The organism is Vagococcus salmoninarum (assembly GCF_003987495.1).
Taxonomy (GTDB): Bacteria; Bacillota; Bacilli; order Lactobacillales; family Vagococcaceae; genus Vagococcus_D; species Vagococcus_D salmoninarum.
Genome location: NZ_NGJU01000003.1, coordinates 120,592 through 140,845, shown reverse-complemented (window position 1 = coordinate 140,845; position 20,254 = coordinate 120,592). Strand labels below are relative to the sequence as shown.

Below are 20,254 nucleotides of genomic sequence, written 5' to 3'. Positions count from 1 at the left end.
TAAATGAGACATAAGACTAGCTTTCAAAGAAGCTTGTTAGTCCTAAGTTTGTTGTCCTGTTTCGTATTAGCTAGTAAAGTCGAGGCAGCTGATTTAAAAGCTAGCTATTTAACTTATCAAGGTAAAAACAAGACAGGGCAAGCTAATTTTGTTTTAGAGTCAGCGGATTTATTAGGTAATTTTAAAGAGATAATGCCTGGGGATCAGGTCACTCAAAAACTAACGATAAAAAATGACAGTCAGACTCAGACGGCAATCAGTTTGGCGGTCTTGAGTACAGATGAATTTGATTTGAGTTTCTTAGAGCAATTAACATTAAGTTTAAGCCAAGGGGCAAACACTTTGTACCAAGGTCGAATTAACGAGATGACCCAAGGCCAGAGCATTAGCTTAGGAGAGTTTAAAAAGAACGAAGAAAAAGTCTATCTATTACGTTTAGATGTGCCTTTAACTCTAGCTAATGCTTATAATGGTTATGAAACGATTTCTGAATGGACCTTTGTTGCCACAGATCAGCCAAGGAAGCCAGAAGAACCACAAGAACCACAAGAACCACAAGAACCACAGAAACCAACTGATCCACCAAGTCAGCCTAGTGGCCCTGGAAAGCCAAGCCAACCAGGAACAATTATCAAGAGACCTGGTAGCACGCAAAAATTGCCACAGACAAGCGAGCTTAATCATGGCAGCCTCTTAGGCTTTGGTTTATTGTTACTCTTAAGCGTTAGTTTAATTTTTCAGAAGAAATCTGAAGTATCAGAATAGGCAATATTTTTTAGAAAAATAGTTAAGAAACAATGGACTAATAAAAAAATTAAGACTGGACAACTAAGTCCCAGTCTTTTTTTGTGAGGATTAATAGAAGGGAAGTTCAATCTTATCGTAAATTTAACTCTTTAAAAGCGGAAGCCCTCAGCCTTTAGACTGATTTTTTACAAAAATGTTACGATTGTCCTATGTTTTTGTTACAAAGGTTGGTAAAATGAAGGTACAGGCTAGAACGAGAAAGGAAGTGAGCAGAATGTTAGGTGGGTATCAGTTAGAAACTATTTATTTTTACGTCTTAGTTGTCTGTGCTGGGTTAGCAGTTCTCTTGTTTGTTTTTGGTGATGTCTTTGATTTTGATGGGCCACTAGATCCGATGTTACTAGTTCCATGGATTGCCTTTACAGCCCTTTTTGGCTATATTGGCGAGCGCTTTTCAAGTTTAAACGGCTTAGTTGTCTTCCTTTTAGGCGGCGCTGTCTCAACCTTACTGGTGTTCTTGTTGAACTTCTATATCTTAGTACCACTTAGAAATTCTGAAGCGACAATTTCAGTATCGGAAAAAGACCTAGAAGGGCGAACAGCTACGGTAATGACGCCGATTCCTTTAAAAGGGATGGGTGAAATCCAAATTAAAAGCGTGACTGGCTCCATGACGAGACCAGCAAGTTTTTATGAGCCCCAAGAACAAGGGATTGCCAATGGTGAACTAGTCTTAATTATTGAAATAAGAGAACGTGTTTGTTACGTTGTGCCTTATGAAGAAAGCTTTTTAGGTTAAATAGAGGAGGAAAAAAAATGCTTTTAGTTGTAATTGGAATCGTCGTTTTTATTTTATTAATGTTGTTGATCATTTTTATTTCAAAATATCAAACAGCTAAACCAGATGAGGCACTAATCATCAGTGGTAGTTACTTAGGAACAAAGAATGTCCATAAAGATGAATCAGGTAACAAAGTTAAAATTGTCCGTGGTGGCGGGGCTTTTGTCTTACCAGTCTTTCAACGTTCAAACCGTTTAAGTTTGTTATCAAGTAAACTAGATGTGTCTACCCCTGAAGTTTATACTGAACAAGGTGTGCCAGTCATGGCTGATGGTACTTCAATTATTAAAATTGGTTCATCAGTTGAAGAAATTGCTACAGCAGCTGAACAGTTTTTAAGTAAAACTCGTGGTGACTTAGAAAATGAAGCTCGTGAAGTTTTAGAAGGTCACTTACGTTCAATCTTAGGTTCGATGACTGTCGAAGAGATTTACCAAAACCGGGATAAATTTAGCCAAAGCGTTCAAGAAGTAGCTAGTGTCGATTTAGCGAAAATGGGCTTAATTATTGTTTCATTTACGATTAAAGAAGTTCGTGATAACAATGGTTACTTAGATTCATTAGGTAAACCAAGAATCGCTCAAGTGAAACGTGATGCCAATATCGCCGAAGCAGAAGCTGATAAAGAAACGCGGATCAAACGTGCTCAAGCAGAAAAAGAATCACAAAAATCAGAATTAGAACGTCAGACAGAAATTGCTGAAGCTTCAAAAGAAAAAGAATTAAAACTAGCTCTTTATAAAGAAGAGTCAGACGTGGCCAAAGCCAAAGCCGATCAGGCCTATAACTTACAAAGTGCCCGTGCACAACAAGAAGTTGTTGCCCAAGAGATGGAAGTAAAAATCATTGAGCGTCAAAAACAAATTGAATTAGAAGAAAAAGAAATCACTCGTCGTGAGAAACAATACGATTCAGAAGTGAAGAAAAAAGCCGATGCAGATCGTTATGCTAAAGAACAAGAAGCTTTAGCTGGTAAAGCTCGTGAAGTCGCTGAAGCTGAAGCAGAGAAATTTAGAATTGAAGCGATGGCCGAAGCCAATGCCTCTCAAGTTCGCTTAGAAGGTAATGCTGAAGCTGAAGCAATTCTCGCAAAAGGTGCTGCTGAAGCCGAAGCGAAAGCTAAGATTGCCGAAGCCTTTAAACAATATGGTGAAGCAGCTGTGATGAGTATGGTCATTGATATGTTACCAAGCTTAGTTAAAGAAGCAGCACAGCCTTTAGGCAATATCGAGAAAATTTCAGTTGTTGATACAGGCCAAGGTGGCGAAGGTAGTGGCGCTAACCGCATTACTAATTACGCGACTAACTTACTTGCATCATCACAAGAAACCTTAAAAGAAACAACTGGTTTAGATTTAAAAGAAATGTTGGAAAACATGACTAAAAAACCTAGCCATAACATTGTTAATTTAACAGATAAAGACGAATAAAAAAATCCCCTGACAACTCAAGATTGTCAGGGGATTTTTTATTAGTGAAGTTTTCAAAAATTTTTCCTTACTAATTTAGCGTTTTCTCTTAGCTTTTTTGCTAATATTAGTTTCTTTCGTAATGTAGAGTGGGCGTTTTTTGACTTCAGTAAAGACGCGCCCTAAATATTGACCGATAATGCCGATACAAAATAATTGGATGCCACCTAAAAGCAAGATGACACTAATTAAGGAAGGCCAACCAGAGACTGGATCACCATAGAGTAGCGCCCGACCAACGATGAGGACTAAGAAAATTAGTGAGAGTAAAAAAGTGAAGATTCCAATAAAGGAAGCGATCGCTAAAGGGAAAACGGAAAAAGAAATAATTCCTTCAAGAGAATATTTAAGTAGTCCGAAAAATGACCAAGAGGTTTCGCCAGCAATTCGTTCGCGATTTTCAAATTCCAAATATTTAGTATTAAAACCGACCCAGCTAAAGATCCCCTTGGAAAAGCGATTATATTCCGTTAATGAGAGAATGGCATCGACCATTTGTCTCGTCATTAAGCGGTAATCACGAACACCGTCAATAATTTCAGTGTCGGAAATCCGATTGATAATTTTATAAAACTGGCGAGCGAAAAATGAGCGTAGAGCAGGTTCATCTTTCCGGTTAACCCGACGTGCCCCGACACAGTCATAAATTCCTTCTTCTAAAACTGCTACCATTTCTAACAATAGTTCTGGCGGGTCTTGGAGATCCACATCCATGACGGTCACATACTGGCCACGAGCCTCAGCTAAACCGGCATACATGGCCGCTTCTTTTCCGAAGTTACGGGAGAAGGAAAGATACTTAATCAGATCAGGGTCGATTGCCGCTAAGGCTTTAATAATGTCTAAAGTAGTATCTTTCGAGCCATCGTTAATAAAAATAAACTCAAATTCGTAAGGAGTAAGTTTTTTTTCGATTTTTTTCATTGCTTGATAAAAGAAAGTGATTGTTTTTTCTTCATTGAAACAAGGAACAACAATACTAATTAGGTTTTCCAATAATGCCATCCTCCAGTGTCTAAAAAGTCATGACTTACTTCTTAGTTTGATTTTCAAGTAGTTGATGTTTTAAGTCGTTAATTTCTGCTTGTTGTTCAGTAATGATTTCTTCTTTAGTTTTTAAGGGAACGAGTGGCTTCGCCCTTTTGCGGGAGGGGAAAACATGGTTGACGACAATCGCGACTAAGGTCCCAATAACAGTGTCCATAATTCGAGCAATGGCGTAACTGAAAGATTCAGTTTCAGGAACGGTTAAGACGATGATAAAAAAAGTCGCACAAGCCCCAATGATTCCCGGGTTAAAATTAAGTCCATCAGAAAAAATGATGATAAATGCAATTAAGCAAGGAATTAATAATAACTCAACATAAAAATTATAATTAAAAAATCTGAAAGTTAAAATATAAACAAGGGCTAAGACACCACCTAGCAAGTTACCAACGATGCGATAAGTACCAAAAGAAATCGTCGTAGAGACATCTTCCCGCATAGCGAAAACAGCAGCTAAACAAGCAATCATCGGAGTGTCACGGTCTAAGATTTGAAAAAGCAAGATACAGAGCATCACTGCTAAACAAGTTTTGATTGTTCTTAATCCAATCCGAAAGGGGCCAGCAATCATTTTGATTTCTCCTTACTTTTGGGTGCTTCTTTAATAAAGGTTTTGATTAAACTTAAAGTATAAGTGTTGTTGGCTTCGGCTTCTTCACTAATGATGTCCATAGCGCCATAAGTTCGTTGCACAATCGATAATTCTTCAGCCATATTATCTGAAGGCAAGTCAGCATAAAAATCAATTTCTTGGGCAATACTCGTCTCAACGTAAATACTCAATGAGTCAAAATTACTAATGATGATTGACAGGCTGTTACTAATTAATTTTAACTGAGCGTTATCAACATCAGCCCCATTGTTTTTAATTGTTTGGTCCAAGCTTTTTTTATGTTTTTTGATGGCCTTCTGTTGACTAACCATCTCTTGATGTAACTCTTGACGTAACGTATAATTATCGAAAATCGCCCCAGTATCCTCAGGAAAAAGACCAGTTTCTGGGCTGGCTTCCATGTCCGTCGTGAAAGCTTCAGGAATCTCATTTAAGTAGAGTGATAGTTGTTGGTAATTTTTAGTTTGGGTTTCAATATTGACTTTTAAGTCATTGACACTATTTTTTGCTTGCTCTAATTCTTCAGTAATACCACAGGCGCCAAGAAATAAGGGTAAGAAGATGAGCACTTTTAGAAACATTCGTTTATTCATTGTCGACCTCCTAATTTATACTATATATCATACCACAGAAACCAGGTTTCTTAGTTATTTAAAAGAAATTAGTATCGGAATAATGTTAGATTCATGGTATCCTTGAAGGAGTGATTAGGAGGGATTAAATGCCATTAAAAGTTGGAATGAGAACAGTTAAGACGGCTGTTTGTGCCGCAGTCGGAATTATTATCGCGCAGAAAATTGGTTTGCTGTATCCAGCCTCAGCAGGAATTATTGCGCTATTAAGTGTGACTAACAGTAAACGGTCCGCTTTTAAAACGGCGATCTTACGGGTTGGGTCATTGGCATTAGCAACGAGCATTGCTTTTATCTTTTTTAAACTCCTGGGCTTTAACGCAGTGGCTTTTGGTGTGTACTTACTAGTGTTTATTCCCCTGGCAGTTAAATACGGGATGTCCGATGGGATTCCTGTCAGCTCAGTGTTAATCACCCATTATTTAGTTGAGGAAAGTCTTTCCTTGAGTCTGATTAGCAATGCCTTTACGTTGCTAGTCATCGGTGCTGGTTTAGCCTTACTGGCTAACTCTTATATGCCAAGTAAAATCAAACTTCTAAAAGGAAACCAAGAAAAAAATGATGAAAAAATTAAAGCCTTGCTTTACGGAATGGCCTCTTACTTAGATGGGACAGCTGCTTCAATCTCCTGTGATAACTTACTAGTCAATGTGATTAAAGACTTAGAGAGCGCCGAAGAGGAAGCTAAGCGTCATGATGAGAATCAGTTGTTAGGAGAAGATGTTTATTTCTTAGATTATTTTGCCATGCGTCGACTTCAAGTTAACGTCTTAAGTAAGATGAATGAGTTAGTGAAAGTCATTAGTCATGAAAAAGGTAATGTGACTGGGGTTCAAAATCTTTTGTTAACAACAGCTGATAATTTATCAATCGAAAACGATGGTCAAAAAATGAGCGCGGAAATCCAGTTAGTTTTAGCTGCTTATCGTCAAGCCCCGTTACCTAAAAGTCGAGAAGAATTTGAAAATCGGGCAAATCTTTATCAATTATTAAACGAGTTTCAACGTTTTATAGACATTAAAATAACTTATTCTGAGAAATTAAAAACGTAAAAAAAACATCTTCCTGAAGGAAGATGTTTTTTTATTAAAGCCATTGGCTGCGCATAATATCCATTAAAGCCATAACATCCCTAGTTAGTTCTAAAGAGGTATTCTTTAATTCACCAGTAATTAACTTTGACATATTTATGACTTCATAATTCATAGCTAAGCTACTTTGCCCGACTTGGAAGTTTTCAACATGACCATCGAGAAAGGTAATCGTACAAAAGTCAGCTCGAGGGTAATCAGTAATCGTTAGAAAGGCTTTTTCAAAAGCCACAATCCCTTGTTTAGGCATCTTTGCTTGGAAACTTAAGGCCACAGTGGCCATTTCATTTTGGGGATTACGTAAAATAGTGACTGATTGCTCATCTACCCCAGTAGTAAAGGGAAGCATTGTCGATTGGACAAAGTTTGGCTGCTCTGACAAAAAGAAGCGAGTAAAAGCTAGGGCGTAGGTGCCAATATCTAGGATGGCCCCTCCTGCTAATTCTTGATTAAAGAAACGATTAGTTGGATCAGCTTCTTTGTAGCTACCGAATGAGGCTTGAATCATTTTTAAGGCACCAAATTCATCACTGTCAATTCTCGTTTTTAACGCCTGGTATAAAGGCATATTAAAAATCGTCATGGCTTCAGCTAAGACTAAGCCTTTTGCTTGAGCAAGGGTCTGAGCTTCGATTAGTTCTTGACTATTCATCGTAATCGCTTTTTCACATAAAACATGTTTATTATTATTTAAAGCTAATAAAATACTATCAAGGTGATGGTTATGTGGTGTTGCGATATAAATGACATCTATCTCAGGGTCTTTGACAATCTCCTTGTAACTACCATAGGCTTTGGGGATTTGATGAGCCTGGGCAAATGTTTCAGCTTTGGCTAGGGATCGTGAGGCGGCACCAATTAAATTCCCTGTTTCAGGGTCAAATGTTTCGGCAAATTGAGTGGCAATCTCACCTAAGCCAATAATTCCCCAGTTAAATTTTTTCATAATGGAACGCTCCTTTACTTGTCTCTAAAGGTATTATAACAGAAGGTTTTTTATTAGTGGAAAGTAAATCTTAAGAATTGTCATCTGAAGTGCTTTTTTTTGTGAAACAAGGTAAAATGAAATAAGAGAGGTGAGGTAAATGCATCAAGCAATGGTAAAAATAATTGTCGACCAAATTATTAGTCAATTTAAAACAGAAAGTCAATTTTGTGCAAGTTATTTAGAAATTTCCTTAAATGATTGGCAAGCTTGGAAAGATGGTACGCTGGTCCTCCAAGGCGAAGACATGCAAAAAATCAAAAGTCTGTTTTCTGATTACGAGTGGATGCTCATGCAAAAAATTATTAAACAAACAATTTTATTTCCTGAAAAAAGAAACTATGTTGTATTAGAATATAAAAGAGTCAAATCATTAGTCGCTAAAAAATGGATTCGTTCTGGTGAGGCGATGGTGGAGTTAATTAGTCAACGAGATTCCCATAATAAAGTTGGGATGGCTAGTCAACGTAAAGAAACAATCAATTTACGGGTTTTTTTAGATTACGATTTGTGGGGTTATGATGATATTCTAGAGTTTTGTTTACCAGCAGTTGTTCAACAGCAGATTGAAGACTCCCCAGTAGATTTACTAGAGTGGGTAAACGAAAACTTAACAGATACATACGTTCTAGACGATAAGAATTAAGTGGGGAGAATAATGATTAAAAAAATAATAAATGTGTTGTCTTTAGGGATCGTCTTAATAATGGTAGTGATTTTCTTTTTACCTAAAGAAAAAGCCCAACCTGAGTTGACGGCTAAAAGTCAAGAAGCTAAACCAAGTTCTAACAGTGTCCCTCAGGAAGAAGAGCTGTTAAAAGAGTTACCAAAGGTCAAGAAAAGCGATTGGCAGTTGCTGCTAGTTAATAGTCAACACCCAATCAAAGCTGAAGGGTCTAAACTTATACCTATGAAAAATAGCTATGAAATAGATGAACGAGTTTATGATGCTTATTATGCCTTTGAAGAAGCTGCCTTGAATGCCGGTTATTCGTTAACTGTTTTATCAGCCTATCGCTCAATTGCCCATCAGCAAGAAGTCTTTGATAATGGGGTGGCGGAACAGTTAGCAGCTGGTTTAAGTCAAAAAGAAGCAGAGTTAAAGACGAAAGAGTACATCACAGTACCGGGAACTAGTGAACACCATACAGGTCTGGCTGTGGATGTCGTCGATCAAGAATGGTACAACCAAGGTCGGGGCTTAGAAGATGGTTTTTATGACACCCCTGCTGGGAAATGGATTGATCAAAATGCCAGTAGTTATGGTTTTGTTATCCGTTATCCGAAGGGGAAAGAAGAAATCACTGGAATTAATTATGAGCCTTGGCATTTACGCTATGTTGGTAATGAAAGTGCGAAATTTATGGAAAAACATCAATTGGTTTTAGAAGAGTATTTGGAACTATTAGAAAAGTAGGGAAAGAATGACTAGCAAAACCACTAAAAGAAGACGACCAAAAGGAAAGCGGAAAAAACAACAGTTGCGAATTCAACGACTGTTTTTTTGGCTGATGATCACAGTTGTAATAGGAGCAGGCTATTTCTTTGCCCTCAACTTACTTACAACTAAAATTATGACACCTAGCTATGACAGTGGCCCAAGGAAAGAGGATTTTATTGATGAGATCAGTGATCACGCTCAAAAGCTTCAAAAACAATATGGCATCTTACCTAGTATCATTATTAGCCAAGCGATCTTAGAATCTGATTGGGGCCAAAGTCAATTAGGTCGAGAATACAATAATTTATATGGCATTAAAGCCTATGGTCAGGAAGAAAAAATTGGCTTACTGACAAAAGAATTTGTTGATAATAAGTGGGTTGAAATTGTCGCTGATTTTCGCGTCTATCCAAGTTGGGAAGCTTCTATGGAAGATCATGCCCAACTCTTTATTAACGGTGTTTCTTGGAATCCCCAACTTTATGAAAAAGTAGTAGCCAGTGACAATTATCTAAGTGCTGCCCAAGCGTTGCAAGAGGCTGGTTATGCCACTGATCCAACTTACGCTCAAAAAATAATCAAAGTAATTGAAACCTATCAGTTAAATAACTACGATTAATAAAGGGTTAGTTATTGAACTTTGTTTATATTATGGTATAATAACTTATTGTTATTTTATTTTTACTGAAAGCTACTTTAATAAACAAAGGAGACTTAAAGATGAAAAAAGAAATTAAAGCTCTGTTAAACATTCTTGGAATGTTGGCATTCATCACTGTATTTGGCGGGACCAGCTTAATAGCTGATGCTAGCACCTTACAAGCTTTACCGAACACTGGTGAAGAAATTGCCAAAACTGGGATTATCATTGGTGGTATTATTTTAGTCATCTTAATCATTATTGTTTTGATTAGACGAAAAAAAGAAAACGAAGAAGAAGAATAGCCTAAAAAGTCACTTAGTTACTAAGTGGCTTTTTTATTAATGAGAAAAACTTAATATTAAAGGATAAAATCGGAATAATATTAAGAATTGACTTGATAAAAAGGTGAAAATGATAGATAATTAAGAAAACTTTTTGAAAATTACAGCTTGTATATGATCATAATTGGTTGATCGTCTCTACCTAGTGCCGTAAACACTGGACTATAAGCAAAAAATAGGATTACCTAACCTTTTTTTGCTATTTTATTTAATAGTAAAAGAAGGTTTTTTTGTTTAGTAAAGCCCGTAATCAAAAGGATTGATAATACTAAGGGGGATCATTATGGAAAGTTTAAAGCAAAAAATTCAGCAAGATGGGACAGTTATCGGGGAAGAAGTATTAAAGGTTGATAATTTTTTAACGCATCAAGTCGACCCAAAATTAATGGCTGAAATTGGTCAAGAATTTGCTCGTTTATTCAAAGCAGAAGGGATTACGAAAGTCGTGACAATTGAGGCTTCGGGAATTGCACCGGCGATTTTTACTGGTTTAGTTTTAGATGTACCAGTTATTTTTGCGCGAAAAGCGAAAAGTCTGACAATGAAAGAAGAGTTATTAACGGCAGAAGTCTATTCCTTTACAAAGCAAGTAACGAGTAATGTCTCGATTTCTCAAAAATTCTTATCAGCAGATGACAATGTCTTAATCATTGATGATTTTTTAGCAAATGGGCAAGCGGCTTTAGGGTTAGTTGAATTATGTCGTCAAGCAGGTGCTAAAGTAAATGGCATTGGTATCGTGATTGAAAAATCATTCCAAGACGGTCGTGAACTGTTATTAAGTAAAGAGTTACGGGTTGAGTCACTAGCAAGAATTGTGTCATTAGCCAATAATCAAGTGACCTTCGTTCAGGAGGAAAACTAGTGGGAAAGACAAAACAAGAAAGTAACGGCAAAGCAGCCGTCTTAGGCTTACAACATTTATTAGCAATGTATGCAGGAGCAATCGCAGTACCATTATTAATCGGAACAGGTCTCGGCTTTAATTCAGAACAAATGACTTATTTAATTTCAATTGATATTTTTATGTGTGGTGTGGCAACCTTATTACAATTAACAGTCAATAAGTATTTTGGGATTGGGCTACCAGTCGTTTTAGGTTGTGCGATTCAAGCAGTCTCACCGTTAATTTTGATCGGTAGTACTAAAGGCATCGGCACGATGTACGGGTCAATTATTGTAGCAGGAATCTTTATTGTCTTAATTTCAGGGGTCTTTTCTAAAATTGAAAAGTTCTTCCCGCCATTAGTAACTGGAACAGTGATTACTGTGATTGGTTTAACGTTGATTCCTGTGGCAATTGAAAAAATTGGTGGTGGCAATAAAACGGCTGAAAATTTTGGTGATTTACAAACTGTCGGCTTAGCCTTTCTAACGATCGCCTTAATTTTAGTCATTCAAATCTGGGGCAAAGGGTTCGTACGCTCAATTTCCGTTTTAGTTGGATTAGTTGGCGGGACTTTAGCAGCCTTAGCGACAGGCATGGTAAATTTTGATGCAGTCAAAGAAGCGACTTGGCTCCATTTACCTCAACCTTTTTACTTCGGCTTGCCGAAATTTGATTTAATGTCTTCATTATTAATTATTGTGATTTCAATTGTTAGTATGGTTGAATCAACTGGTGTCTACTTTGCCTTAGGCGATATTACAAATCAAAAAGTTGGGAAAAATGAATTGAAAAAAGGTTACCGGGCAGAAGGTCTGGCGGTAATTTTAGGGGGAATCTTTAATACGTTTCCTTATACCGGCTTTTCGCAAAATGTGGGCTTAGTTCAATTGTCAGGAATTAAATCTCGTCGTCCGATTTATTTCTCAGCTTTCTTTTTAATGGCTTTAGGCTTACTACCAAAAATTGGGGCAGTTGCTCAGATCATTCCTGAACCAGTTCTTGGGGGAGGCATGTTAGTCATGTTTGGCATGGTAGCAGTTCAAGGCATGAAGATGTTAAGTAAATCAGATTTAAGTAATGAAAAGAACTTATTAATTATTGCGATTTCACTAGGCTTCGGCTTAGGGTTTAATATTGTTCCCCAAGTCTTCTCACAATTCCCTCAAGCCCTGCAAATGTTTACTGGCAATGGCATCGTGATGAGCAGTTTTACAGCAATGTTGTTAAACGGGATTTTCAACTACGACACTCTAAAAGCACCCAAGGCAATTGCTTTTAAGGAACAAACTTAATAATCCCGCCTAAAAGGAATGGCTAGAATTCTAAAATTTTACCTAAATGCTTACGAAAGCTTTGACACCGTCACTTCTCGTTGTTAAACTAAGAGAGTGATTGTCGAGAAGACCTTGACAAAGGAGTCAGAGAAAGTGAGGGGTAAGCATGTCGAATTTATTCATACCGGGCCAAACAATCGGAATTGTTGGCGGCGGCCATTTAGCGCGACTCTTAGCCTTATCAGCAAAGTCAATTGGTTTTCAAGTAGGAATCTTTGATCCTAAAGAAGGTTGTTCAGCAGCTGAAGTTGCTGATTGGCAAATTGTCTCGACTTTTGATGATGAATTGGCACTAGTTAAAATGGCCGAAAAATGTGATATTTTGACATTCGAATATTCTTTAGTAGCGATCGAAGTCATTAGAAAATTAGATGAATTAGTCACAATTGTTCAAAGTGATGAGCTTTTGGCGTGCCCTCAAGACCGCTTATTAGAACGACGTTTCTTAGAAGAGAGTAATATTAATATTGCTCCCTACGGTATTATTAGTCAAATTTCAGATATTGAAGGGTACATTGATTCAATTGGGTTTCCATGTATTTTGAAATCAGTTCACAAACGGGAAGGTCAAGAAACGCAACATTTAATGACGAAAGTTTCGGATATTCGCGGTTGTTTACCTTTAATAAAAGAAGGTAAATGTATTCTGGAAGCCTTGATCCCTTTTGAAAAAGAGATTGCAGTCATGGTTGTTGGCAATGGCAATGGCGATTATACAACCTTTCCAGTAGCAGAAACATTTTATGATGAAGACAAGCAGTTTGTGAGTGCCGTTGTCCCAGCGGATATCTCAACTGAAATCGTCGAAGAAGTCTATCGAATTGCCGATAATTTAGCAGTTACGTTAAATTTGCAAGGTGTAATGACGTTAGAGATGTTTATCACTTCATCTGGCATGATTTATGTCAATACGATTAATCCCGGTCCACACGATGCAGGCAGTTATTCGATGGAAGCGACTAATTTGTCACAATTTGATGCTCATGTTCGTGGTATTTGTGGTTGGCAACTGCCTGAGGTGAAACTACAGTCAGCAGCTGTTTTGCTGCAAGTTCAAGAATCCCAGCTCGTTGAGACAATCAGTTATATTCCTTTTAAAAAGAATTGGTATCACCATTACTATGGCAATGACAGCTTGAATCAAAAAGAAGTTGTCGGTCATATTACGGCGTTAACGACTGACATTGAGGGAGAACTTACAAGTATTAGAGAGACACAAATATGGCATGATAAATTTTAAAGAGATAAAGGAGTCAATAAAATGATTGAACGTTACACTCGCCCAGAAATGGGAGCAATTTGGACAGATCAAAACCGCTATGAAGCCTGGTTAGAAGTTGAAATCTTAGCATCGGAAGCATGGGCTAGTATGGGAGAAATCCCGGAAGCAGACGTTGCCAAAATAAGAGCGAATGCTAGCTTTGAGATTCCTCGCATTTTAGAAATCGAAGCCGAAACAAGACATGATGTGGTGGCTTTTACTCGTTCTGTATCTGAGTCACTAGGTAACGAAAGTAAATGGATTCATTATGGTTTAACGAGTACTGACGTTGTTGACACCGCTTATGGTTATTTATTAAAGCAAGCCAATGATCTATTAAGAGCTGATTTAGAACGTTTTACTAAGGTAATTGGTGAAAAAGCTAAAGCCCATAAAAAAACCGTTATGATGGGGAGAACCCATGGTGTTCATGCGGAACCAACGACCTTTGGTTTAAAACTGGCTTTATGGTACTCAGAAATGAAACGGAACATTGAACGGTTTGAGCATGCAGCCAAAGGTGTGGAAGCAGGGAAAATTAGTGGCGCAGTTGGGACCTTTGCAAACACGCCACCGACAGTTGAAGCTTTTGTTTGTGACAAGTTAGGAATTCGCGCTCAAGACATTTCGACCCAAGTCTTACCTCGAGATTTACATGCTGAGTATGTTTCAGCAATGGCAATTATCGCTACAAGTATCGAAAAATTCGCAACGGAAATTCGCGGCTTACAAAAATCGGAAACTCGTGAAGTTGAGGAATTCTTTGCTAAAGGGCAAAAAGGCTCATCAGCGATGCCTCACAAGCGCAATCCGATTGGTTCTGAAAATATGACAGGTTTAGCACGGGTCATTCGTGGTCATGTCTTAACGGCAATGGATAATATGGTTTTATGGCATGAGCGAGATATTTCTCATTCGTCAGCTGAAAGAATTATTATTCCAGATACGACGATTTTACTCGATTATATGTTGAATCGTTTTAGCAATCTAGTTGAAAACTTAACTGTTTTTCCGGAAAATATGAAACGTAATATGGAAGGCACATTTGGTTTGATTTATAGCCAACGTGTGTTATTACAATTAATTGATAACGGAATGACTCGTGAAGAAGCTTATGACTTAGTTCAGCCTAAAACTGCCTATGCTTGGGATCATCAAACACAATTTCGTCCGTTACTTGAAGCTGACGAAAAAATCATGAAAGTGTTAACCATGTCTGATTTAGACAATGCCTTTGATTATAATTGGCACATGAAACATGTGGATGATTTGTTTGTACGTGTTGGTTTAGCTTAAATAAACTAAGAAAGCATCTTTGCGAAGATGCTTTTTTATTTCATCAATTTTAGATAATTAGGAGAAAAGTGACAAATATGAGAAAAAAAAGAGTTGAGGAACGGGTTTATGACTATTTAAAAAGTCAAATTGACAGTGGGGTAATTGGCGAAAACACTAAAATTATTGAAGCCGACGTCGCAGAAGCATTAAGTATTAGTCGTTCACCAGTTCGGGGAGCTTTAAAATTGCTAGCAGATGAAGGGTATTTAAAATTAGCTCCTTACAAAGGCGCAGTAGTTGAAAGTCGCCAAATGACGAAAACCACTTATGTTGAACAATTACATGTCTTTGAATTATTGCTGATTCAGTATTTATTTCAAGTTGAGAGTAAAGGCTTAGAGCTTGATTACCTGAAGTTGGCGTACGCTTTGGCGGACTTGGAAAAAGCCTTGAAAAGTAAAAAAGGGAGCAAAGCTAAAGAGCTACAACTTATTTTTTTCAAGGAATTACTAGTTGCTCAAAAGAATGATTATTATAAAAGTTTATTAGTGACTATTTTAAAAGCCCTACTCAAAGCTGATTTTCCAGAGTTAATAGAAATGCGAGAAAACAGTAATTTGTTTTACTATCATATGAAGCAAATGGTCAAGTATTTACAAGAGCAAAAATTTCCCCAAGGCCGCCGGGAAATTCGGATTTTAGTCAATAGTTTAACGTTAGCGGTGATTGATCAACAAGAGCTTGGGGCAACAAAAAAATATGAAATGTAATTGGTTTCATAGTATAATGAAAGGGTCGTATAATAAGGAGGGAATTTCCAGTGAATTATCTTAATTTAGGTGGTAATGAACAGTTAAAAGTATCGCAAGTAGCATTAGGTTGTATGCGGATGAATGCCTTATCAGATCGTGAAGTCACATCATTAATTGAAACAACAGTCAGTGAAGGGATAAACTTCTTTGACCATGCGGATATTTATGGTGGTGGTGAGTGTGAAGCAATCTTTGGTCGTGGCTTAAAAGCTAGTAATGTTAAGCGGGAAGAGATTTTTATTCAAAGTAAGTGTGGCATTCGTCAAGGCTTCTTTGATTTTTCGAAAGAGCACATTATCAACTCTGTGGATGGTATTTTACAACGTTTAGATGTTGATTACTTAGATGTCTTAGCCTTACACCGTCCAGATACCTTAGTTGAGCCAGAGGAAGTCGCAGCTGCCTTTGACCAGTTAGAAAGCCAAGGCAAAGTTCGTCATTTTGGTGTTAGTAATCAAAAACCGATGCAAATTGAACTATTGGAGAAAAGTCTTAAGCAGCCTTTATTAGTCAATCAATTACAGTTTGGGATTATGGCTACTGGGATGGTCGATCAGGGCATTCATGTCAATATGCGTGATGAAGCAAGTGTTGACCATGACGGCAGTGTCTTGGATTATTCCCGTTTGCATGATATGACGATTCAAGCATGGTCGCCTTACCAATTTGGCTTTTTCGAAGGGGTCTTTTTAGATAATGACCGTTTCCCTGAATTAAATCAAGTCATTGATAAATTAGCTAATAAGTATGGCGTAACTAATACTGGGATCGCAACCGCTTGGATTAGTCGTCATCCAGCTAAAATCCAAACAATTTTAGGAACAATGAAAGAAAGTCGCATTCGTGAAGTGGCAGCAAGCACGAAGATAACTTTAACGAGAGAAGAATGGTACGAGATTTACCGCAGTGCCGGCAACATTTTACCATAATAAGTAGTCAAAGACTGGGATGATTTTATGCCAGTCTTTCTTACTATCAAGGAAGCTTGCGATTGACATGAAATGGGTTCCACCAGTTATAGTTAAACTAAAAGGTGGAGAAAGCCCATGTTAGGATTGATTGAAATTACCGCCGAAGAGACGGCCAGTCATTATGTCAAAGCTGTGATTAATCATAAGTGGTTAATCATTCATCAAGGAATTTTGCAAAGTGAAGGCTTCTTTCAAGCGTTGTACTTGCCTGAACTTATGAATGTGACTAAAGGATTAGAAACAATCAGCTTTACATATGACAATGCGACTTATCGCATTAAAAAACAAGAAACAGCCCTTTTTAACTGGTGTCAAAGGGTCTTATAAGTAGTAGAAAGGGGTGACGAGGATGTCAACCATTCATGATATTGCCAAAATAACCGGTTATTCAGTGTCGACGATTTCTCGGGTCTTAAATAATCATCCCTATGTTTCTGATGAAAAAAGGGCTCGGGTCAAAGCAGTCATCAAAGACTTAGACTATATTCCAAATAGTAACGCCCGTAGTTTAAGTTATGGTAAGTCATTACAAATTGGGATCTTATTGCCTTTAATTAATAATTCGTGGTTTGATGAAATGACGAGTGGTGTCATTGAAGAGGCTAGCAAAAAAGGCTATACAGTGACAATCCTGCCAACGAACTACGAAGCGGAATTAGAAGATAAATACTTAACAGGGGCTTTGGCGAAAGCTTATGACGGCTTAATTATTTTGTCACGAAAAAGTTCTTTAGAAAAAATCGCCGAGTATGCTGAAAAAGTCGCGATTGTTTGTTGCGAAGAAATCGGTGATTACCCAATTTCCGCTGTTTATATGGAACGTCAGCAACTTTATCAGAAGATTTTCTTAGAATTGAAAGAGGCCAATCAGCTACCAATCGGCATTACCTTAAGCCGAGATGAGCTAGCTAGTCCAAGTATGAAACAGACATTAGAAGCTTTCACGGTAGTTTTTGGTGACTTAGAGCAAGCAGTTATTTATCGTGAGTGCCGGAGCTTTGAAGAGGGCCTGGAAGCTGGCCAATTTTTTAAAAATCACGAGGCACAGCCAAAAGCAATTTTCACTAATGGTGATGAAGTAGCAGCTGGTATCGTGACATCCTATGATTCCAGTGAAAGACCAATCATTATTGGGCAAGGGAATCAATTATTAAGTCAAGTCTTGAATTTTTCTTCAGTGGCTCACCCCTTAAAAGAAATTGGGCGCGCGGCTTTTAAAGAACTTTTTACAGAAGGCCATCATCAGATTGAGCTGACCAGTCAGTTGATTAAACGTGAGGCCCTTAATTAAATGACTTAATAAAAAAAGAATTTAGCCAATTAAGGTCTAAATTCTTTTTTTGTTAAGTCGATTAACTGTGACGTGTTAGTCTCAATTTGCTGGTAGAGACATTGGCTGAGCTGCTTGCGGGAAATTGGCAAGACAGCTTTAAAAGCTTTACTAACAAGGGGCAAGCAACTAGCTATGTAAATCAAGGGACCTAAAACTAAGGTGCTAGGTTTTTGCCAACTAGTGACTAGTCCAGGTCGAATGATCACGACTGGATTAGTTAGCTCAGTCAGCTCGTTTTCAGCTTTGCGCTTGCTAAGGAGATAACTTTGAGGAATTCCTGGACCAGCGGCACTGGCGGAAAGAAATAGATAAGGGATTTCTGGCTGTATTTTAACTTCTTGACTAATTAACCGGTTAGCTAGAACAATCATCCGTTCATAAGTCAGTCCCTGGGCCGGCGTTTCTTTAATAATGCCAATTAAATTAATAACTGCCTGAGCATTTTGTAAATAAGGGTGCCAAGTTGTTTCAGTCAAAACATCAACAGCGACCCAAGTCATCAAAGGTGAGTCCCTCAGGGGGAAGTTATTTCGAGGTCGACCGTGTTTGGATAAACTAATAACGGGCTGACCGTTACTTAATGCCAGTTGAATAATCCCTTGACCAACAAAGCCGCTACCACCAAAGATGATAAGAGGTTTTTTCATAGAGGACTCCTTCCAAAAGTTAGTTGTCAATCAATCATACCATGAAACTGTCGACCCAGAATAGTTTAAGGAAGTTAGTGTTTTACAAATATGGCGTAATATGTTAAAGTGATAGAATTATCAAGAAGGGCTCAAGAAACCGTTTTAGACTAATTATTAGTCGAAAAAACCATTAATCTTGGTGTGACCTTCTTTAAAATAGTCTGTTAAACAGAGGCGTCGGTAAGAACGTGGACTCTGTTTTTTTCTGATAAAAACTGAAAGTTGGAATTAATGTGAGTATCTTAACAATAGAAGATTTAAATTATGCTTTACCAGATAAAGTCTTGTATCAAGAAGGCAATTTAGCCCTGAATCGTGGGGAACACATGGGCTTAGTTGGTAAAAATGGTGCAGGGAAGAGTACTTTAATTAAAATCTTAATCAATGAAACTTTACCCGATTCAGGTAAAATCACTTGGCAAAATAATTGTCGTATCGGCTACTTAGAACAGTACTTAGCTATTGAAGAAGGGCAAAGCATTCGTGATTTTTTGCATACGTCTTTTAGTCAATTATATAAATTAGAAGAAGAGATTCAAAATCTTTACGCTGAGTATGGTGAGAGCCTGGAAGACAGTCTCTTAGAAAAAGCTGGCAAGAAACAAGAACTGCTGGAACAACAAGGCTTTTACACGATTGAACAGACCATTGAAAAGATGTCTTATGGTTTAGGAATTGTCGCCATTGGTTTGGACAAAAAATTAAGTGAATTAAGTGGCGGTCAACGTTCGAAAGTTTTTCTAGCTAAGCTCTTACTAGAAGAACCAGACGTCTTACTACTAGATGAACCAACGAACTATTTAGATGATACACATGTCCAGTGGTTAGCGGAATTTCTGAATGAATTTCCCGGTAGCTACTTAGTCATCTCCCATGACTATCATTTTTTAGATCAAATTACTAATTGCATTTGTGACATTGAATTTGGCCGGTTACAAAAATACCCTGGCAACTTAAATAAAGCCTTAAAGCTCAAAGAAATTGCCAACGAAAATTACGTTAAAGACTACCATGCTCAACAAGAAAAAATTGACAAACTAGAAAAATATATCCGTAAATACAAGGCCGGTTCTCGTTCGACGATTGCTAAAAGTCGAGAAAAGCAGTTGAATAAAATTGATCGGATATCCGCCCCTGAAAAAACGTATCAGTCGGCATTTGAGTTCCCAGCCAGTCCAATTTTAGCTAACTATCTGATTGAAACGAAAGATTTAAAGATTGGTTATCAGGCGCCCTTACTACCGGCGATTAATTTAATTGTCCAAAGAGATGAAAAAGTTGCCATTAATGGCTTTAACGGAATTGGTAAATCAACGTTGTTAAAAACCTTAATCGGCCAAATCAAACCTCTAGGTGGCAAGGCTATTTTACCAGAAGGGGTAGCTATTAATTATTTTTCACAAGACTTAACGTGGCACAATCCGAGTTTAACACCTTTTGATTACGTGCGAGAGGCTTATCCGGAATTAAACGATAAAGAAATTCGTACCCATTTGGCTCGCAGTGGTATTCATGATGACAATGTCAAAAAAGCCATGAAGTTTTTAAGTGGTGGCGAACAAACAAAAGTAAAATTATGTATTATGACGATGATTAAAAGCAATCTCTTGATCTTAGATGAGCCGACGAACCATTTAGACACTGATACGAAACGATCCCTTAAACAGGCGATAGCAGCTTATGAGGGGACGATCTTAATCGTTTCTCACGAACAAGATTTTTACGACCAACTAGTTGATCGGGTCGTTAATATTGAAGAGTTACAAATCTGATGCTAGCCTTTTGAAAATATGATAAACTCATAGTAATTAAAAGAATAGAAAAGTTGAGGTTAGTT

General features: G+C 37.6%; 22 protein-coding genes and 1 riboswitch. Of the genes, 17 read left to right on the top strand and 5 right to left on the bottom strand.

Annotated features, from left to right (window positions below; genetic code table 11):
- Nucleotides 1-3 precede the first annotated feature (3 nt).
- From CBF35_RS03300 to CBF35_RS03290, 3 genes are all read left to right on the top strand, one after another.
- Nucleotides 4-765, top strand: a complete 762-nt coding sequence (locus tag CBF35_RS03300) for an LPXTG cell wall anchor domain-containing protein (protein ID WP_126778549.1) — start codon at nucleotides 4-6, stop codon at nucleotides 763-765.
- Nucleotides 766-1,021: 256 nt separating this feature from the next.
- Entirely contained in the window at nucleotides 1,022-1,546 is a 525-nt protein-coding gene (locus CBF35_RS03295) for an NfeD family membrane protein (protein ID WP_126778547.1), read from the top strand.
- A gap of 17 nt (nucleotides 1,547-1,563) precedes the next feature.
- On the top strand, nucleotides 1,564-3,018 hold the full coding sequence (locus tag CBF35_RS03290; RefSeq protein WP_126778545.1) for a flotillin lipid rafts scaffold protein FloT: 1,455 nt from the start codon (nucleotides 1,564-1,566) through the stop codon (nucleotides 3,016-3,018).
- A gap of 75 nt (nucleotides 3,019-3,093) precedes the next feature.
- Here CBF35_RS03290 and CBF35_RS03285 read toward each other — a convergent pair whose 3' ends face one another.
- The 3 genes from CBF35_RS03285 to CBF35_RS03275 are packed head-to-tail and all read right to left on the bottom strand — an operon-like array spanning nucleotide 3,094 to nucleotide 5,310.
- Nucleotides 3,094-4,053, bottom strand: a complete 960-nt coding sequence (locus tag CBF35_RS03285) for a glycosyltransferase family 2 protein (RefSeq protein ID WP_425330179.1) — start codon at nucleotides 4,051-4,053, stop codon at nucleotides 3,094-3,096.
- A gap of 34 nt (nucleotides 4,054-4,087) precedes the next feature.
- The gene (locus tag CBF35_RS03280; protein WP_126778541.1) at nucleotides 4,088-4,675 is read right to left on the bottom strand and encodes an FUSC family protein; all 588 of its coding nucleotides are present in this window, start codon (nucleotides 4,673-4,675) and stop codon (nucleotides 4,088-4,090) included.
- Nucleotides 4,672-5,310 carry a hypothetical protein gene (locus CBF35_RS03275; RefSeq protein ID WP_126778539.1) on the bottom strand — a complete coding sequence of 213 codons (639 nt, stop codon included), beginning with the start codon at nucleotides 5,308-5,310 and terminating at the stop codon, nucleotides 4,672-4,674. Before CBF35_RS03275 ends, CBF35_RS03280 begins: the two co-directional genes overlap by 4 nt.
- A 128-nt stretch (nucleotides 5,311-5,438) precedes the next feature.
- Between CBF35_RS03275 and CBF35_RS03270 the strand changes: the two genes are divergently transcribed.
- Nucleotides 5,439-6,401, top strand: a complete 963-nt coding sequence (locus CBF35_RS03270; protein WP_126778537.1) for an aromatic acid exporter family protein — start codon at nucleotides 5,439-5,441, stop codon at nucleotides 6,399-6,401.
- A gap of 34 nt (nucleotides 6,402-6,435) precedes the next feature.
- Here the strand turns inward: CBF35_RS03270 and CBF35_RS03265 are convergent, their stop codons facing one another.
- Nucleotides 6,436-7,386: a Gfo/Idh/MocA family protein gene (locus CBF35_RS03265; RefSeq protein ID WP_126778535.1), complete on the bottom strand. Its 951-nt coding sequence runs from the start codon at nucleotides 7,384-7,386 to the stop codon at nucleotides 6,436-6,438.
- Between the two features lie 139 nt (nucleotides 7,387-7,525).
- Here CBF35_RS03265 and CBF35_RS03260 point away from each other — a divergent pair, with 139 nt between their 5' ends.
- The 12 genes from CBF35_RS03260 to CBF35_RS03205 all read left to right on the top strand — a co-directional run bounded on the left by CBF35_RS03260 (nucleotide 7,526) and on the right by CBF35_RS03205 (nucleotide 17,686).
- Nucleotides 7,526-8,071: a hypothetical protein gene (locus CBF35_RS03260; RefSeq protein ID WP_126778533.1), complete on the top strand. Its 546-nt coding sequence runs from the start codon at nucleotides 7,526-7,528 to the stop codon at nucleotides 8,069-8,071.
- Between the two features lie 12 nt (nucleotides 8,072-8,083).
- A complete protein-coding gene (locus tag CBF35_RS03255; protein ID WP_126778531.1) occupies nucleotides 8,084-8,842 on the top strand; it encodes a M15 family metallopeptidase in 759 nt (252 codons plus the stop codon).
- A gap of 7 nt (nucleotides 8,843-8,849) precedes the next feature.
- Nucleotides 8,850-9,485, top strand: coding sequence for a glycoside hydrolase family 73 protein (locus CBF35_RS03250; protein WP_244922555.1), 636 nt, complete (start codon nucleotides 8,850-8,852; stop codon nucleotides 9,483-9,485).
- A 101-nt stretch (nucleotides 9,486-9,586) separates the two neighbouring features.
- On the top strand, nucleotides 9,587-9,811 hold the full coding sequence (locus CBF35_RS03245; protein WP_126778529.1) for an LPXTG cell wall anchor domain-containing protein: 225 nt from the start codon (nucleotides 9,587-9,589) through the stop codon (nucleotides 9,809-9,811).
- A 127-nt stretch (nucleotides 9,812-9,938) separates the two neighbouring features.
- A riboswitch (purine riboswitch) is annotated at nucleotides 9,939-10,035 on the top strand.
- Between the two features lie 98 nt (nucleotides 10,036-10,133).
- Nucleotides 10,134-10,715 carry a xanthine phosphoribosyltransferase gene (locus CBF35_RS03240; protein ID WP_126778528.1) on the top strand — a complete coding sequence of 194 codons (582 nt, stop codon included), beginning with the start codon at nucleotides 10,134-10,136 and terminating at the stop codon, nucleotides 10,713-10,715.
- Nucleotides 10,715-12,031: a nucleobase:cation symporter-2 family protein gene (locus tag CBF35_RS03235; RefSeq protein WP_280530453.1), complete on the top strand. Its 1,317-nt coding sequence runs from the start codon at nucleotides 10,715-10,717 to the stop codon at nucleotides 12,029-12,031. The genes CBF35_RS03240 and CBF35_RS03235 overlap by 1 nt, the downstream gene beginning before the upstream one ends.
- A 148-nt stretch (nucleotides 12,032-12,179) precedes the next feature.
- Complete coding sequence (locus CBF35_RS03230) at nucleotides 12,180-13,313, top strand: ATP-grasp domain-containing protein (protein ID WP_126778526.1); 1,134 nt, start codon at nucleotides 12,180-12,182, stop codon at nucleotides 13,311-13,313.
- A 21-nt stretch (nucleotides 13,314-13,334) separates the two neighbouring features.
- Nucleotides 13,335-14,630 carry an adenylosuccinate lyase gene (gene purB, locus CBF35_RS03225; RefSeq protein WP_126778524.1) on the top strand — a complete coding sequence of 432 codons (1,296 nt, stop codon included), beginning with the start codon at nucleotides 13,335-13,337 and terminating at the stop codon, nucleotides 14,628-14,630.
- A gap of 77 nt (nucleotides 14,631-14,707) precedes the next feature.
- Nucleotides 14,708-15,382: a GntR family transcriptional regulator gene (locus CBF35_RS03220; RefSeq protein WP_126778522.1), complete on the top strand. Its 675-nt coding sequence runs from the start codon at nucleotides 14,708-14,710 to the stop codon at nucleotides 15,380-15,382.
- 50 nt (nucleotides 15,383-15,432) lie between these two features.
- Nucleotides 15,433-16,353 carry an aldo/keto reductase gene (locus tag CBF35_RS03215; RefSeq protein ID WP_211345287.1) on the top strand — a complete coding sequence of 307 codons (921 nt, stop codon included), beginning with the start codon at nucleotides 15,433-15,435 and terminating at the stop codon, nucleotides 16,351-16,353.
- Nucleotides 16,354-16,470: 117 nt separating this feature from the next.
- Nucleotides 16,471-16,722 (top strand): hypothetical protein, encoded by a 252-nt coding sequence (locus CBF35_RS03210; RefSeq protein ID WP_126778520.1) that lies wholly within the window; start codon nucleotides 16,471-16,473, stop codon nucleotides 16,720-16,722.
- Between the two features lie 22 nt (nucleotides 16,723-16,744).
- Complete coding sequence (locus CBF35_RS03205) at nucleotides 16,745-17,686, top strand: LacI family DNA-binding transcriptional regulator (RefSeq protein ID WP_126778518.1); 942 nt, start codon at nucleotides 16,745-16,747, stop codon at nucleotides 17,684-17,686.
- 29 nt (nucleotides 17,687-17,715) lie between these two features.
- Here the strand turns inward: CBF35_RS03205 and CBF35_RS03200 are convergent, their stop codons facing one another.
- On the bottom strand, nucleotides 17,716-18,375 hold the full coding sequence (locus CBF35_RS03200; protein ID WP_126778516.1) for an NAD-dependent epimerase/dehydratase family protein: 660 nt from the start codon (nucleotides 18,373-18,375) through the stop codon (nucleotides 17,716-17,718).
- Nucleotides 18,376-18,650: 275 nt separating this feature from the next.
- Here CBF35_RS03200 and abc-f point away from each other — a divergent pair, with 275 nt between their 5' ends.
- Nucleotides 18,651-20,189 carry a ribosomal protection-like ABC-F family protein gene (abc-f, locus tag CBF35_RS03195; RefSeq protein WP_126778514.1) on the top strand — a complete coding sequence of 513 codons (1,539 nt, stop codon included), beginning with the start codon at nucleotides 18,651-18,653 and terminating at the stop codon, nucleotides 20,187-20,189.
- The last annotated feature ends 65 nt before the right edge of the window (nucleotides 20,190-20,254 follow it).

Excerpts from the sequence above, each read along its gene's own strand:
- CBF35_RS03300 (WP_126778549.1), top strand. The coding sequence starts at position 4 with ATGAGACATAAGACTAGCTTTCAAAGAAGCTTGTTAGTCCTAAGTTTG.
- CBF35_RS03295 (WP_126778547.1), top strand. The coding sequence starts at position 1,022 with ATGTTAGGTGGGTATCAGTTAGAAACTATTTATTTTTACGTCTTAGTT.
- CBF35_RS03290 (WP_126778545.1), top strand. The coding sequence starts at position 1,564 with ATGCTTTTAGTTGTAATTGGAATCGTCGTTTTTATTTTATTAATGTTG.
- CBF35_RS03280 (WP_126778541.1), bottom strand. The coding sequence starts at position 4,675 with ATGATTGCTGGCCCCTTTCGGATTGGATTAAGAACAATCAAAACTTGT.
- CBF35_RS03275 (WP_126778539.1), bottom strand. The coding sequence starts at position 5,310 with ATGAATAAACGAATGTTTCTAAAAGTGCTCATCTTCTTACCCTTATTT.
- CBF35_RS03270 (WP_126778537.1), top strand. The coding sequence starts at position 5,439 with ATGCCATTAAAAGTTGGAATGAGAACAGTTAAGACGGCTGTTTGTGCC.
- CBF35_RS03265 (WP_126778535.1), bottom strand. The coding sequence starts at position 7,386 with ATGAAAAAATTTAACTGGGGAATTATTGGCTTAGGTGAGATTGCCACT.
- CBF35_RS03260 (WP_126778533.1), top strand. The coding sequence starts at position 7,526 with ATGCATCAAGCAATGGTAAAAATAATTGTCGACCAAATTATTAGTCAA.
- CBF35_RS03255 (WP_126778531.1), top strand. The coding sequence starts at position 8,084 with ATGATTAAAAAAATAATAAATGTGTTGTCTTTAGGGATCGTCTTAATA.
- CBF35_RS03250 (WP_244922555.1), top strand. The coding sequence starts at position 8,850 with ATGACTAGCAAAACCACTAAAAGAAGACGACCAAAAGGAAAGCGGAAA.
- CBF35_RS03245 (WP_126778529.1), top strand. The coding sequence starts at position 9,587 with ATGAAAAAAGAAATTAAAGCTCTGTTAAACATTCTTGGAATGTTGGCA.
- CBF35_RS03240 (WP_126778528.1), top strand. The coding sequence starts at position 10,134 with ATGGAAAGTTTAAAGCAAAAAATTCAGCAAGATGGGACAGTTATCGGG.
- CBF35_RS03230 (WP_126778526.1), top strand. The coding sequence starts at position 12,180 with ATGTCGAATTTATTCATACCGGGCCAAACAATCGGAATTGTTGGCGGC.
- purB (WP_126778524.1), top strand. The coding sequence starts at position 13,335 with ATGATTGAACGTTACACTCGCCCAGAAATGGGAGCAATTTGGACAGAT.
- CBF35_RS03220 (WP_126778522.1), top strand. The coding sequence starts at position 14,708 with ATGAGAAAAAAAAGAGTTGAGGAACGGGTTTATGACTATTTAAAAAGT.
- CBF35_RS03210 (WP_126778520.1), top strand. The coding sequence starts at position 16,471 with ATGTTAGGATTGATTGAAATTACCGCCGAAGAGACGGCCAGTCATTAT.
- CBF35_RS03205 (WP_126778518.1), top strand. The coding sequence starts at position 16,745 with ATGTCAACCATTCATGATATTGCCAAAATAACCGGTTATTCAGTGTCG.
- CBF35_RS03200 (WP_126778516.1), bottom strand. The coding sequence starts at position 18,375 with ATGAAAAAACCTCTTATCATCTTTGGTGGTAGCGGCTTTGTTGGTCAA.